This is a genomic window from uncultured Pseudoflavonifractor sp., from assembly GCF_944387805.1.
GTDB lineage: Bacteria > Bacillota > Clostridia > Oscillospirales > Oscillospiraceae > Pseudoflavonifractor.
This window is the reverse complement of record NZ_CALXGI010000012.1, coordinates 56054-70485: the sequence shown is the minus strand read 5'-3', so window position 1 is coordinate 70485 and position 14432 is coordinate 56054. Positions and strand designations below refer to the sequence as shown.

Annotated in this window: 10 protein-coding genes; 2 read left to right on the top strand and 8 right to left on the bottom strand. The window is 62.5% G+C overall.

The window, feature by feature from the left end; genetic code table 11:
* The 3 genes from rpmE to Q0K06_RS05410 form a co-directional block, all read right to left on the bottom strand.
* On the bottom strand, positions 1-167 hold a 167-nt coding region (gene rpmE, locus Q0K06_RS05420), incomplete at its 3' end, for a 50S ribosomal protein L31 (protein WP_294549592.1).
* A 149-nt stretch (positions 168-316) separates the two neighbouring features.
* A complete protein-coding gene (gene addA, locus Q0K06_RS05415; RefSeq protein WP_294549580.1) occupies positions 317-3949 on the bottom strand; it encodes a helicase-exonuclease AddAB subunit AddA in 3633 nt (1210 codons plus the stop codon).
* A 15-nt stretch (positions 3950-3964) separates the two neighbouring features.
* A complete protein-coding gene (locus tag Q0K06_RS05410; protein ID WP_294549577.1) occupies positions 3965-7321 on the bottom strand; it encodes a PD-(D/E)XK nuclease family protein in 3357 nt (1118 codons plus the stop codon).
* Between the two features lie 252 nt (positions 7322-7573).
* Between Q0K06_RS05410 and Q0K06_RS05405 the strand changes: the two genes are divergently transcribed.
* Positions 7574-8602 carry a hypothetical protein gene (locus Q0K06_RS05405; protein WP_294549575.1) on the top strand — a complete coding sequence of 343 codons (1029 nt, stop codon included), beginning with the start codon at positions 7574-7576 and terminating at the stop codon, positions 8600-8602.
* 48 nt (positions 8603-8650) lie between these two features.
* Here Q0K06_RS05405 and Q0K06_RS05400 read toward each other — a convergent pair whose 3' ends face one another.
* Positions 8651-9208, bottom strand: a complete 558-nt coding sequence (locus tag Q0K06_RS05400; protein ID WP_294549573.1) for a TetR/AcrR family transcriptional regulator C-terminal domain-containing protein — start codon at positions 9206-9208, stop codon at positions 8651-8653.
* Positions 9209-9496: 288 nt separating this feature from the next.
* The gene (locus Q0K06_RS05395) at positions 9497-11374 is read right to left on the bottom strand and encodes a DUF4914 family protein (RefSeq protein WP_294549570.1); all 1878 of its coding nucleotides are present in this window, start codon (positions 11372-11374) and stop codon (positions 9497-9499) included.
* Between the two features lie 510 nt (positions 11375-11884).
* Here Q0K06_RS05395 and Q0K06_RS05390 point away from each other — a divergent pair.
* Positions 11885-12460: a xanthine phosphoribosyltransferase gene (locus Q0K06_RS05390; RefSeq protein ID WP_294549567.1), complete on the top strand. Its 576-nt coding sequence runs from the start codon at positions 11885-11887 to the stop codon at positions 12458-12460.
* Positions 12461-12548: 88 nt separating this feature from the next.
* Here Q0K06_RS05390 and Q0K06_RS05385 read toward each other — a convergent pair whose 3' ends face one another.
* The 3 genes from Q0K06_RS05385 to Q0K06_RS05375 form a co-directional block, all read right to left on the bottom strand.
* Positions 12549-12935: a pyridoxamine 5'-phosphate oxidase family protein gene (locus Q0K06_RS05385; protein ID WP_294549565.1), complete on the bottom strand. Its 387-nt coding sequence runs from the start codon at positions 12933-12935 to the stop codon at positions 12549-12551.
* Positions 12936-13044: 109 nt separating this feature from the next.
* Positions 13045-14118: a histidinol-phosphate transaminase gene (gene hisC / locus Q0K06_RS05380; RefSeq protein ID WP_294549562.1), complete on the bottom strand. Its 1074-nt coding sequence runs from the start codon at positions 14116-14118 to the stop codon at positions 13045-13047.
* Positions 14115-14309, bottom strand: coding sequence for a DUF951 domain-containing protein (locus Q0K06_RS05375; RefSeq protein ID WP_294549558.1), 195 nt, complete (start codon positions 14307-14309; stop codon positions 14115-14117). Before Q0K06_RS05375 ends, hisC begins: the two co-directional genes overlap by 4 nt.
* Positions 14310-14432 lie beyond the last annotated feature (123 nt).

The window sequence follows — 14432 nt, the reverse complement described above, 5'->3', positions numbered from 1 at the left end:
ACACGTCCGCCAGTATCCACCATCTTCTGCTTGCCGGTGAAAAAGGGGTGGCACTTGGAGCAGACTTCGACGCGGATGTCCTGCTTCGTGGAGCCGGTCTCAATCACGTTGCCGCAGGCGCACTTAATGGTTGTCTGCTGATAGTTGGGATGGATGCCTTCCTTCATGCTGGTTCACCTCTTTCTCTTCGGAGGATATGGGCGCAAGGACACACGTCCTCACAACGCATTTGATATCATAGCACTCTTCTTCAGAAAATGCAACTATTTTTTTCAAATTTATTATTTCTTTTTCCATCAGAGCTGAATCGGCGCCCTCAGACCTCCACCGCCTGGTCCAGGGCGAAGAACCACAGAGCCCGGCGGACCACCCGTTTTCCGGTCATCTCCTCCAGGGCCCGGCTGTACGCCGTCAGCTGGGGGCGGTACTCCTCCGCCCGCGCCTGGATGGTGCGGCGGGTCACCCGGTCGGTCTTGAAGTCCACCACTGTGATGCCCTCCAACGTCTCAAAGCAGCAGTCCACCACGCCCTGGAGCAGCACCTGCTCCCCTTCCCCGGCGCCGGGACAGTAGTTGGCGGCGGGCACCAGAATGGAGAACTTGAACTCACGCCGCAGAGACACGGAGTCCATCATCTCCCGGCCCAGCGGGGACCGGAAGAAGGCGGCGATCTTGGCCGGGTCCACCGCCTCTCCCTGCTCGGGGGTGATGTAGGCTCCCGCCACCAGGCGGGCAATCTCCTCCTTCACCTGCTCCTCCGTGCCCGCCCGCTCGAAGTCGATGTACTGCATGACCAGGTGGAGGGCGGTGCCCTTCTGGGCCGGGGTAAGGCCGAACTCCTCCTCGGCAAATCTGGGTCTGCGCAGGGTACTCCGCTTACCTGTTGGGACGGCGGCCGGCTCCTCCGGCTCCCCCTGGGGCAGGGGGAACTCCGCACCGGATTCCTGGGCGGCCTCCCGGTCCAGCTCCCGGCCCTTGAGCTGGGTAGCCGTCAGCTTGGAGGGAATCTCCACGTCTCCGGCGTAGGGGTACTGCCAGGTGAGTACGCCGGTCAAATCCCTCACCGGCTTCTCCTCAACACGCTCAGGCAGGACAGCGGCCTTTCGCTCAGGCGGCTGGAGCAGGCCGCTGCCGTCCACCCAGCGGATGTCCCAGTCCGGCCCCAGTTCTGCCGCCGCAATGGGCAGCGGGTAGTCCGCCGCCCGCCGGATGGCCACCGCGTCCGGCCGGGTGAGTACCGGCAGCAGCACCCACTGGCCCACCGACTGGCAGCCGGAGAGCACCTGCGGGTCGGCGGGGTACTCGGCGTCCTCGGCCAGCTTTCTCAGGTCAGCCGCGCCGCGGGTGAGGGCGCAGGAGAGAATCAGCTTCTCCTTGGCCCGGGTCATGGCCACGTAGAGCAGACGCAGCTCCTCGGCCATCATCTCATACTCCAGCTGGCGGGCCACCGCCCTCCGGGCCAGGGTGGGATATTCAATCATCCGCTCGGTGTCCAGCCGCTTGGGGCCCACGCCCAGCTGAGGGTGGAAGAGGATGGGCCGCTGCATGTCGTCCCGGTTGAGCCGCCGGGTCAGCCCGGAGAGCAGGACAATGGGAAACTCCAGGCCCTTGGACTTGTGGATGGACAGGATGCGCACGCCGCCCCCCTCCCGGGCCGCCTGAGGCGCGGCCAGCTTGCCGCCGGTGTCCCGCAGGCGGGTCAGGTAGGTGAGGAAGCCGAAGAGGCCCTTGTGGCCGGCGGACTCAAACTGCCGGGCCAGCTCGCACAGGGCCAGCAGGTTTCCCTGCCGCTTCTCCCCCTCGTCCATGGCGCCGAAGATACCCAGCAGGTTGGTGCGGTCGTAAATCTGCCACAAAAGCTGGTGGCTGTTCCGGTCTCCGGACCGGAAGCGCAGGTCCTCCAGCTCGGCCAGGAAGGCGGCGCAGTCCGCTCCGCCCTCCTCCGCCCCCTTCACCAAGGCGGCATAGAAGTCCGTGTCCGGCGAGGCGGCACGCAGTACCGCCAGCCGGTCCGCCGTGAAGCCGTACACCGGGGATCGGAGCACCGAAATCAAGGGCACGTCCTGCCGGGGGTTGTCCACAATCTGGAGCAGGGACAGGGCCACCGACACCTCGGTGGTCTCAAAGTAGTCGCCGCCTGCGTCAGCCTCCCAGGGAATGTCCCGCTCGCCCAGGGCGCGGGCGTAGTGGTGGAGCACCGAGTTGGGAGAGCGGACCAGGATGACCATGTCGCCGTACCCGGCGGGACGGGTTCCCCCCTCGCCGTCGGACACGGGGAAGCCGCCGTCCTTCAGTTCCCTGATGCGCTTGGCCAGGAACCGGGCCTCCAACAGGTCACGGGGCGTCTTTTCGCTCTTCTCCTCCCCGTCGTCATCCCCAGCGGTAGACAGGTCCAGAGCGTCCAGCTCCACGGCGTAGTCCGCTCCCTCCGGGTAGGACGCGCCCGGGTAGAGGGCCTCGTCGGCGGTATAGTCCATCTCGCCGAAGGAGCGGGACATGATACCCCGGAAAATGAAGTTGGCCCCCTCCAGCACCTGAGCCCGGGAGCGGAAGTTCTTGGACAGGATAATCCGCCGGGGCTCCCCCTCTTTCGCTGTCTCATAGGGGGCAAAGGTGCGGTACTTCTCCAGGAAGATGGTGGGGTCGGCCAGACGGAAGCGGTAGATGGACTGCTTCACGTCCCCCACCATGAACAGATTTCTGCCGTCCCGGGAGATGGCGGAGAAGATGGCGTTCTGGACGGCGTTGGTATCCTGGTACTCGTCCACCATAATCTCGTCGTACCGGGCCGACCACTGCTTTGCCAGAGGTGTGGGGCTGCCGTCCTCCCCCACCAGCAGGCGCACCGCCATGTGCTCCAGGTCGGAGAAGTCCAGCACGCCCCGGCGCTCCTTCTCGGCGGCATAGGCCGCCTCAAAGTCCTTCACCAGGGCAAACAGCCCCCGGACGGCGGGGTACACCGCCGCCATGTCGGAGAGCAGCCCGGCGCTGTCGTCGGAGAAGCCCTCGGCCAGCTTTTCCAGCCGCTTCTTGCACCGGTTCCGCACCGACTTGACCCGCTCCGCCGCCTCGGGGCACTCGGTCATCTTCTTCCGCCCCGCCGGTGGGAAGGAGATGGACAGTGCGGCGGCAGCAGCATCCCAGCCCTGGGCCGCTCCGTCTAGGAAGGCCTGGAGCCCGGCGATGGTGGCCGAGATGGTGGGGGCGTAGTTGGCGTCCAGATTGGGATCGCAGGCGCAGTCCTCCAGCGCGGCAGCCATGCGGCTGAGCCAGTACCGCGCCTGGGCGGCGGCGTCCTCCAGCAGCAGCTTGCCCCAGGGGGTCTCTCCCGCGTCGGTCACGCCCTCCAGAGAGAAGGCCGCCCCCTGCTGGTCCAGCCAGGCCGCCGGGTCCGGGTGGCTCTGGACCCGGCCCCGGATGTCCAGCACGATCTGCATCAGGCGGCTGTCGTCCCGCCCGGCGGACATGGTGTCCACCAGTTTTGCAAAGTCGCTGTCCGGGGTGATGTCCTCATACCGCCTGTCCATCACCTCGTCCAGGGCGCGCAGCATGAGTACCCCTGCCTCTCCCTCGTCGCACAGGCGGAAATCCGGGTTTACGTCCAGCATGTGGCCGCACTCCCGGAGGAGCTGGGCGCAGAATGCGTGAACCGTGGAGATCTGAGCCTTGTAGACCAGGGTCTGCTGGCGGCGGAGGTGGCGGTCGGTGGGGTTCCGGGCCAGCCGCTGAGACAGCTCCTCCACAATGCGGGAGCGCAGCTCGGCGGCGGCGGCCTTGGTGTAGGTGATGACCAGGAAGCGGTCAATATCCAGGCCCTCGTGCTCCACCCGGCCCAGCAGCCGCTCCACCAGCACTCTTGTCTTGCCCGAGCCGGCGGCGGCGGACACCAGCAGGGCTCCGCCCCGGTTGTTCACCACGGCGGCCTGCTGCTCTGTCAGCTGAAAGGCCATAACAATTTCCCCCTCTTACGTGTTGTCCGTCTGCCCGCCGTCCTCCTGTTCCTCCACTCTGGCCCAGAACTCCCCGGCACTCACCGTGGGAAGCCAGCGGCGGCGGTCGGAGCCCCTGCCCTCCTCAAAGTGGCAGGCCACGGCGTAGTCGCAGTATTGGCAGGCGTTTTTCTCCGGCCCCTTCCAGAAGGGGTCGGCGGCAATGTTTCCGGCGGCAATCTCCCCGCCGATATCCCGGAGCACCCGCTGGATGTGCCGCTCCAGACGGCCCAGCCGCTCGGCGGACACCAGGGCGTCCCCGGTGATGGCCCCCGTGCGGGAGGACACCTTCACCGGCAGAAAGCGGATGCCCTCCGGGCCTGGATGCTCCATGGCCTCCAGCACCTCCGGGTCGTCCAGCACCAGGCCCCGGCGGCGCAGCTCCTTGTCCACCGCCTGACGGCGTGCCGCCTCGGTCATGGTGCGGCTGCCGGCGATGACCGCGTCCCGGGCAGGCAGGTAGAGTACCCCCGCCGGGTCTATCTCATGTCCGCCGAACAGGTCCTTGCCCTCCTTCTGGAGGGTGAAGAGGTAGAGCAGCATCTGAAGGCCCATGCCGTTCCACACGTCGGTCAGGTCAAAGGATTTGCGGCCGGTCTTGTAGTCCACCACCCGCAGGTTCAGGCGGCCGTCCTTCACCCAGCCGTCCACCCGGTCCACAAAACCGGAGATGCTGATGGTGACGCCGTCTACCTCCAGCTCCACCGGGGGCAGATCCTTCCCCGAGCCGAAGCCCAGCTCAAAGGCGATGGGCTTGAAGTCGGAGGCGGACAGCTCCTCGGCCACGTTGCGCACCACCGCCCGCACCGGCTTGAGCAGCCGCTGAAACAGGTAGCGGAACCGGGGTGTCTCCTCGGCCAGGCCGCCCAGCTCCTCTCTGATATAGCGCTCCACAATCTCGTCGGTGAGGGCGTCCAGCTTGTCGCCGTCCACGCCCCCATTCTCATCCCGCCACTCCTCGCTCTGGAACACGTGCTCCAGCACGTAGTGGACAAAGGTGCCGTACTCAGGCGCCTGGAAGCCCGCCTTCTTCCGGGGCTCCGCCTTCAGGCCGTACTGCATGAAGTAGGAGAAGTGACAGGACTTGTACTTGTCCATCCGGGAGGCCGACATGGGCACCCGGATGCCGTAGAGGGCGTCCACGGCGACACGGGACAATTTGCCCCGGGTGAGCCCGGCGGCCTGCTCCATCCGCTCCACCAGGGGGGCGTACTCCGGCATGGCCCGCAGAGCCTGCGCCGCCTCCGGGTACTGTCCCGCCAGCTCCAGCGCGGGCCGTGGGGCGGACAGCCGGAAGGCTCCGTCCAGTTCCGCCTCTGTGACCGGGCGCAGGGCCGGAAACAGCCCCCGCAGCCGGGGAATCAGGAAGGCGGGCCGCTGCTCCTCCCCGCCGCTGCCCATGGCCGCCCAGCTCACCGACAGCCGCTCCCCCGCCAGGGTGCAGGTCTCGTAGACGATGGTCAGCTCACGGTTCAGCTTTTCGGTGAGGGTGGGGGCCAGCTCCAGGCCGTAGGAGGCCAGCAGGGAGCGGTCGTCGTCGTTGAGCAGTCCGGGGGACGGGGCGGCCTGGGGGATGGCCCCGTCGTCCGCCCCCAGGAGGAACACCGCCCTGCAGTGCTTGTGGGCCAGACGGGGCATCTCGCCGGCGGTGACCCGGTCCAGGGACACGGGGATGGCGCCCACGTCGTACTGGGAGAGCACCAGGGAGAAGAGCCGGGCAAACTCGTCGCCCTCCATGGGGGTGTCCCCCACAATCTGGGCGCATTGCTCCAGGGCGTTGCACAGGATGTCCCACAGCTGGCTGTACTCCTGGGCCAGAGCGGGCTCTCCCCGCTCCTGAAGGGCGGCGGTCCGCTCCTCCAGCCGCTCGGGCAGGCCGATGCGCTCCAGGAAGGCGTACAGGGCCTTGGTGTGGCCCAGGCCGGTGTGGTCCGGGTTCTTCCGCAGCTCCTCCAGGGGCGCGATGACCTGCCGCCGGACGGCGTTGAGCCGTGCCAGCAGGACCTCGTCCTCCGGCCTGACGGGCAGGCCGTACCCCTTGGGGTGCATGGTCCAGTCCCCCTTCTGGGTCCAGCGGCTCCCCCGCAGGTCCCACTTGAGAGCGTAGTTCTCCAGCAGGTCCCGGTCCTCCTCCGAGATACCGGTCAGGCCGGTCTTGAGGTAGCGGAACAGGTCGTCGTACTGATAATCTCCCGCCACCGCAGCCAGAGCGGAGGTGATGAGGGCCAGGATGGGCTTTTGGAGGATGTCGCTCATTTTGGCCAGGAATACAGGCACGCCGTACCGGGCAAAGATGGTCTCGATGAGCTCGCCGTACCCCTCCATGCTGCGGGCGGTGACGGCGATATCCCGGAACCGGTAGCCCTCCTCCCGCACCAGCCGGAGGATCTCCCCGGCGGTGTACTCCACCTCGGCGTAGGGGCTGCCCGCCTTGAAGAGGGAGATATGGACCGGCTTGCCCGCCCAGGGTGTCTCGGGTGCGTCAAAGAGGTGTGCCTCCAGGAAGGCCAGCTCCTCCGGACCCTCCTTGGCCCGGCTCTCCTGTATCTCCGTCCGGGCAGGGACGCCGTTCTCTCTGGCCAGCCGCAGCAGGCTGCGGGCTGTGCGGCGGGCGGGGGAGAAAATGCCCGCGCTGTCCCCATCGTCGTCCAGGCTGTCGCAGGTCAGGGCCACGGTCACCGAATTTGCCTGCTTGAGCAGGGCCCTGATGACCAGATTTTCCTGGGGGGTGAAGTCGGTGAACCCATCCAGGTACACGTCCATCCCCCTGGCCCAGCCGCTCTTCTCCAGGCCCTCGGCCAGACGGGTCACCCGGTCCCGGGGGTCGGCGGCACGGCGGGCGGTGAGGGCCTCATAGGCGCCGTAGATGAGGGACAGGTCCAGCAGCTTGTCCCCCTCGGGGCCGTCGGCCTCCTCTCCCGCCGTCCACAGGTGCTTGGGCGTAACGCAGCAGCTCTTCAGCTCGTCCACCGTGGCGATGAGGCCGGAGAGGAACTCCGGCTTCCGGGAGGGACGGCCGTACACCTTCAGCTCCCCTGCCACAGCCTGGAGGGCGGCGTACATCAGCAGCAGCCGTCCGCCCGCGTCCAGGGTGGGGGCGGCCAGTCCGCCGGTGACAGTGAACACCCGGCCCGCCATCCGGGTGAAGGAGAGCACCTCAGCGTACCGGGACACCTGGTTCCCTCCGATGGCGCACAGGCGGCGCTCCATGTCGTGGGAGTGCTGCTCCGGCACCACCAGCACCTGGGGCCGTGCGCCTCCGCTCTCTCCGATGCGCCGGAGCACGGCTGTAGTCTTTCCGCTCCCCGCGCGGCCCAGCAGCAAATTCAGCATATGTCCCTCTCTCCTCTCGTCTCCTCTTGCAGAAATGATTATACCATTCTCCAGCCCAGCCCGCCAGTGGAAGGAGCAGAACCGCTGTCCCATCTATGTCCCGGATATCCGCCCCCCATCTGACCTGGATTGTATCGGATTTGGACACTCGTCCACTTTTGTTACTTCTCTCTCAGGGTACAGAGCATTATGATAGAAGCAGATAGACAGACGTGTGACCCCGCTCAGGCCGCACCCGAAGGGAGGCACTCTATGTTGAAGCGCGAAGCAATTACCAGAACGATTCTGGAGACTATTGTTGACCGCGCGATTCGGGACATCGCGGAGGACCCGCAGCGCAGCCTGCGCAAGCTGGTTGACATGGGTCAGACGTTCGCCAAGGGTCCCTTTCAAAAGCACTATATCGGCACGATCCAGCGCATGCTGGAAAACGGCGGAAGCCCCTATTACGATCTGGTGCAGGATACGGTTCGAAACACTGACCGCACCTGCCTGAGGACCTTTTGCATCAACATGGGCTGGCAGAGCTGGACCGTCGGGGCCCGGCAGATTCGAGCCGCAGAGGCCAGGGAGGGGTTCGATATTCCCTGGTCCCTCACCTTCCGGCTGGAAGAGCTCTCCTCCTCCCGGGAGGACTACCTTCGCCTGCTGGACGAAGGGCGCGTTTTGGGCATTTACGCCTACTTTCTCCACTGCGGCGCCTGCCAGAAGTCTTTGCGTCTGGCGCTGGAGCTGGCACGCCGGGCGCCGGAGTGCGCATTTCTTGTTTTTCTCTCCCCCTCATTGGTAGAGCCCTGGATTGATACTCTCTCCGCCTGCCCCAACCTATTGGTATTACTGGACGCCGATGCCCCGGATTGGCAGAACGCTGCCATGCTGCTCCGGGATGCCCGCCGCTTTTTCGGGTACTTCATCCGCTGTAACAGCGCAGGCCATGCTGCACGGGTTCTCTCCGGCCAGTGGGTCCAGTCCCTGCTGGGCCACAGCGGCTCCATGGTCTTTTTCCTCCCGGAGGAGACCTGTCCTGCCAAACTGGCCGCCCAGTTCTGCGGCTACGTGGAACGAGCCCGAAGCACCCAGCAGTATCCCCTTCTCTTAATGGATTACTATCAGGACGTGCTCATGGTAGACGAGGTCATCTCTGACCACCCCTGCTATCTGGAGCTGTTGCCTGACGGACAGGCAGTCACATATGCAGGCGGCAAAAAGCAGCCGTTGCCTGCCGCCCTGCCCGATTTATCCCTGAGCCGTCTCCTCTGCACCTGTTTCCGGCGGACATAAGACAACAGCACGGCCTGCGCCCGTGAGGCGCAGGCCGTGCTGTTGTCTTCAATGATTCTCCGGCGTCCCGCCTTGCTGCAGATTCAGCCGGCTGAGGCCCTCCGCCAGGTTTTTCAGCCGGGCCACATAGGCCTCTGCCGGCATGGGCGTCCCCTTGGTAAGCCATCGGACAATGGAGGCCAGCACCGCGTCGCTGAAAAAGACTGTAAAGAACTCCTCATCCTCCTGATTGGAGAACAGCTCTCCAGCGATGGAGTGTATCAACGGGGTAATGACCTCAGTGAAGTGTTCGCGGAAGGAGTTCTGTCCCTCAATCTCCAGGGCGGAACGATAGAATCTCTGCTCCTCATAGAAGTACCGGCACATGCTGTTCAGGATATCTGTGCCGCCGGAAACGCCGCACTTCTGGATGACTTCAATGAACTCTGTGTCAAAGATCCAGTTGACCAGATCATATTTGTCCCGGAAATGATAGTAAAAGCTCTTGCGGCTCATTCCGCAGGCCTCGCAAATCTCTCCCACACTGATTTTAGCGAAGGGCTCTCTGGCCATCAGTTCCTTCATGGTCTGGGCCAGCGCCCGCTTGGTAAGACTGGAATCCGGCATGTGCTCTCCCTCCCTGTGGCTCTCCCGCACTTTCCCGAATAACGCATTTTAGTGAAACTATATCACTTTGCTTGGAAAAAAGCAAGCAGTGCTGACCGCTTGCCGCGTCATTCGCTCCCGCGGACTTCAAAGCAACTGGCAGTTCCGCCCCATCGTCAGAAGCCGCCTCACATTGGGAAAAGGCAGGAAAAAAGGGAGCCTTTCCAGCTCCCTTTTTCCTATCTTTTCTTTTACCGGGAAGAGGGCAGCAGGCGCCGCCCGTCCGCCGGATTTTTTGTGCTGTCCGGCTTACTCCAGGCCCAGAGGAATAATATTGCAATAGTCCTGAATAGAGCCGCGCTTCTTGAAGCACTCCAGAATCTCCTTGCCCACCGGGTGCAGCTCCTCCACGTCGTACACGGCCAGTTCCTTCTCGAAGAACTTGTAGAGGATCTCGGCACCCTTGTCGTAGGCCTCCTCGCCCAGCAGCTCCTGCGTCTCAGGCCGGAGGAATTTGCTGGAGATGCGCTGGCCGTCCACCTTCATCTCCTTCAGGTCGTAGCCCAACAGAGCACAGCGGGCAGGCAGCAGACGGTCCATCTTCATGTTCACGCCGCCGCGGCGGGCCAGATACTCGCGGGCGATCCACTCGGCGGCAAAGCCCACCTTATACACGCCGATGTGCTGGTTGGGGATAAGGACATAGCGGGTGGCGCTGCAGGCCAGAATCTGCTCCAGCAGCAGGTTGGCCTGCCGCACCCGCAGGCCGGTGGCAAAGGGCCAGTAGGAGCCCACGCCTTCGCTGGCCAGGCCGGATCCGCTGGAGGCAATGCTGGGGTTATTGAAGCCCCGAGGGGCCACCAGGCGCCACAGCCAGGCCAGGGCGGGCGGAATAATGTGCATCAGGCCCATAATACCATAGGTAGGCTTTTTGGCGGTACAGGGGGGCATACGCACGCCGAAGGAGCGCACGTCCACCTCCACGGGGGACCAGACAATGTTGGGGATCATGCGACGGGGGATAATCACCCGAGGGTTGGGGCAGGGCTTGCCGTCAGAGTCCAGAGTGTGCTCCCACAGCAGGCAGGTGGCGCGGGGAACGCCGTCGATGTTGAAGAATACCAGGGGCTCCTTGCTGTGGATGGAGATCTCCTCATAGAGGGGGTCGCTGCCGTACTTGGTAATGCCGTCCACCCGGACAAACCAGCCGTCCTCGCCGTCGGCCACAGCCAGCTTTCCATTGCTCTTCTGGAACGAGGGATGGCAGATGGCCATGTCGTCGGTGACGGGCTCAATGGTACAGGTGTCGCTCATGCTGATATACCGCTCGTCACCGGTGATGGTGCTTACGCCCAGCAGCACGCGGCCATCGGAGCCCCGCTGCACATCCTGGAGCAGCTCGCTCTTGCCGCCGCCGGAAGCGCCCTCATGCATCATGACCATCTCATTCTCATAGGGGGTGATGATACGGGCGGTGCTGGCATGGGCAGTGACCCAGCCCTCCCGCTCGCCGATGTCCAGCAGGACGCTGTAAATGCCCTTCTTGGCGGAGGGACCGGGATAGAGGTTGTAGGAAAAAATCTCGTGCAGGTCCTCGTGGCGGCTGTGAACCACCACCTGCTTCCCCTTAAAATGGGTATGGCGGAAGGGCGGCGCCACATACACCACAGAGCGGGGCTTGAAGTGCTCCACGTTCTTTATGTCCACAAAGGCCTGCAACTGGGCCAGGGTAAAGGCGAAGAAGGCCGCGTTCCGGGGGCAGAGCAGCACGGAGTCGTAGCCGTACTGATAGCCGCCGGCCTTAAAGGGCACCAAAATCAGTTCCTGCCGGGTGAGCCAGCGGAAGGTCTCCTCCCGCAGCTCAGAGAAATCGTAGCCATAGACGTCGGCAAAGCGGGGCTTGTCGGTGGGGCCGTCGTCCGCGATGCGCATGCAGTCCGGGTCGCGGCGGCGCATATAGTCCTCCGTGAAGTTGACAGAAGCGCCGTTTTTGCAGCGCACAACCTCCGCTTCCTTCACATTTTTGCCGTTGACATCGTAGAGTACCTCGATCTTATCGGTGTACTCGTTGCCGAAAATCAGCTCAAACAGCACTTCCTTGCTCTCCGGAATGATAACGCTGGGGCTGTTATAAATGATGTTCTGCAGCTCCTGCGGAAGTGTGAATTTCTCAAACAAAACGTTCATTAAGCGCTCCTCACTTTCTCCCGCCCGGCCCACCGGGCACGCGACGCGTATATCAATTACTTTACAGTGAAACAACCGCTTTGTCAATATGCAAAATTGCGATAAGTTGGAATTCAACTTGCATTTCTCCTTGTATAACCTTTCTCTTAACCTTTCTCACCTCTTGCCCTGCTTTTTCTCCGCATCTCCCCGGCTGTCAGCAGATATGACGGCCGCTTTCCCTCGCCGGGCACAGCGCGCACGAGCATGCTGCTCTTGCAGGGAGTGAAGGCTGATATTTCAAAAATTTCGCTTCCGCGAAATCTCTCGGAGGCTCTGTCCGTCCACTCGCGCTTGCAGTTTTTTCCTCTTTCGTCTATAATATCAATTCAAGCCCGCCACTTCCTGTTGCGTCTGTGCTTTATATGCTCTATAATGAAGATAATCACAGGCGCTTGCAAATATTCTAAACCGAATTGCTGACTCAATTCCCTGCCCGGCTCTGGCCGGACAGCACAGAAAGGAAAGAAAATGGACGATCTGAAACGCCGGCTTCTCCATGACGCTGAGGTTGGAGACGGCAATATCATCCGGGTGGATATGTTTCTCAACCACTGCATGGATATGGACCTGATAGAGCATGTGGGCACGGCGCTTGCCAAACGCTTCCGCGGGGAGAAAGTGACCAAAGTGCTCACTGCCGAGAGTTCCGGCATTGCAGTGGCCTGCTTTGTGGGCCGGGCGCTGGATGTCCCGGTTATTTATGCCAAGAAGTTTCAGACCGGGTACATTGATCCGGACGTCTATTCTGCCGAGACCCACTCCTTTTCCCTGGAAAAATCCTATACCCTGCGGGTCTCCAAGCGCTATCTGGAGGAGGACGACCGGGTGCTGTTGGTGGATGATATTCTGGCCAACGGGCAGTCCGTCCTGGGCCTGGCGGAGATTGTATCCAAAGCCAGGGCAGAAGTTGTCGGCGTGGCCGTGGCCATTGAGAAGGCCATGCAGGACGGCGGCAAGGTGCTGCGCCGCATGGGCTTTCGCGTGGAGGCCCTTGCCCGCGTGGAGCGTGTGGAGAATGGAACGATTATTTTGGCCGACGACTGACCTCTCATATGGACAGCAGCGAAAGGGAGCGGCCCGGGCAATGCCCGGGCCGCTCCCTTTCGCTGCTATTGTTTGTACAGGATATACCTTACAGTACCTTCTTGTTGTCCGGTCCAGGAGAGGTGACGATTACCTTATCCGGCGTGATGACCAGTGCGCCTTTAACCGTCATGGCGCCCTGGAACACCGCCATAGCCTTCTCCCGAAGCGCGTCCACCACCGGTCCTTCAGTCTGGTACACGGCGGTCCCTTTGACCTGATAGCCTTCCGAGGTTTTGGGATCAAAGGCGGAGATGGCGATCTTTCCGTTGGCCTGCACATTCTTCATGGTGGTGTCCATCATCACATCGCCTACCACCAGCAGCCCATCCTCAGTGACATCCTTGAAGCCCACCGGAACTACGTTGGGAACATCGGAGCAGGTAGCCACACTCCACACGTTCGCTTTCAGTACCTTTACCACATTTTCCGTCACAAGGGGTCCCTCCGTTTCTGTAATAAATCGTTGGCAATATGGGGTTCTTTTTTTATTATATCGCCCTTTTACGCATTTGGAAAGCCGGAGGGGGAATTTTTTCTCTCTGTCAGTCCCCAGGGAACTGCTTGATCAGCTCCTCCATGACCCGGCAAAAGGTGTCCATATCCTTATCTGTGCCGATGGACACCCGCAGGCAGTTGGAAATGCGGGGCTTATCCCACCAGCGCACCAGGATACCCCGATCCCGCAGGCCGTCCAGCAGTGCCTTGGCGGGAGCATTCTCGTGGGAGATGAAGAGGAAGTTGGCCGTTGAATCATAAACTTTAAATCCCATCTGCTTCAGGCGGCAGGCCGTGACCTCCCGGGTATTGTTCACCTTGGCCACCACACAGCGGAAATAGGCGTCATCCCGGATGGCAGCCGCCGCCCCTGCCTGGGCCAGCCGGTCCACAGTATAGGAGTTAAAGGAGTTCTTCACGCAGTTGATGGCGGTAATCAGGTCGGCGCTGCCCATGGCATAGCCCACCCGCAGGCCCGCCAGAGACCGGGATTTGGACAGGGTGCGCACCACCACCAGGTTGGGACAGACGGACAGCAGCGCCACCGCCGAGTGGGCGCCGAAGTCCACATAGGCTTCGTCCACCATCACCACTGCCTCCGGGTTTGCGTCGGCAATCTCCCGGATGGCGTGGAGAGGCAAATCCCGGCCCGTGGGCGCGTTGGGGTTGGCGATGACCACGCCGCCGTTATTGCCCAGGAATTCCTTCACCGGCACGCCGAAATTTTCATCCAGGGGAATCTCCCGGTAATCCAGGCCGAAGAGCTTGGCATAGACGGGATAAAAGCTGTATGTAACATCCGGGAAAACCACAGTCTTTCCCGGCGTGAAAAACGCATAGAAGCACATGGCCAGCACTTCGTCCGAACCATTGCCCACAAAAATCTGCTCCGGAGTCAGACCGTGGTAAGAGGCAATGATCTCCCGCAGCTCGGTGCACTCCGGGTCTGGGTAGAGCCGCAGAGCGCTGCCCGCCTCCTGCCGGATGGCCTCTGTCACCAGTGCGGAGGGGGGATAGGGATTTTCATTGGTATTCAGTTTGATGAACTTCCGCTCCCTGGGCTGCTCCCCCGGCGTATAGGGCACCAGCTCCCGAATCCGTTCGCTCCACAGTTCCTTCATGCATTTTCCTCCCCGGTACGAAGAATTTTTTTGATGCTTTTCTCCACCTTACTGCGCGGCAGCATCAGCTCATGGCCGCAGCCCTCGCAGCGCAGCTTAAAGTCCATTCCCACCCGCAGCACCTGCCAGCGCTTGCTGCCGCAGGGATGCTCCTTCTTCAGCTCCAGTACATCGCCTACCCGCACATCCATGGAAATTCCTCCTGTCCAGCCCAGGTCATCTGAAATAGAATTGGCTATGTTTTCTATATTATAAGTTTCTTTCCCTTTCTCTGTCAATTCGCAGAGCCAAACCGCATATAGTGACCTATCGGA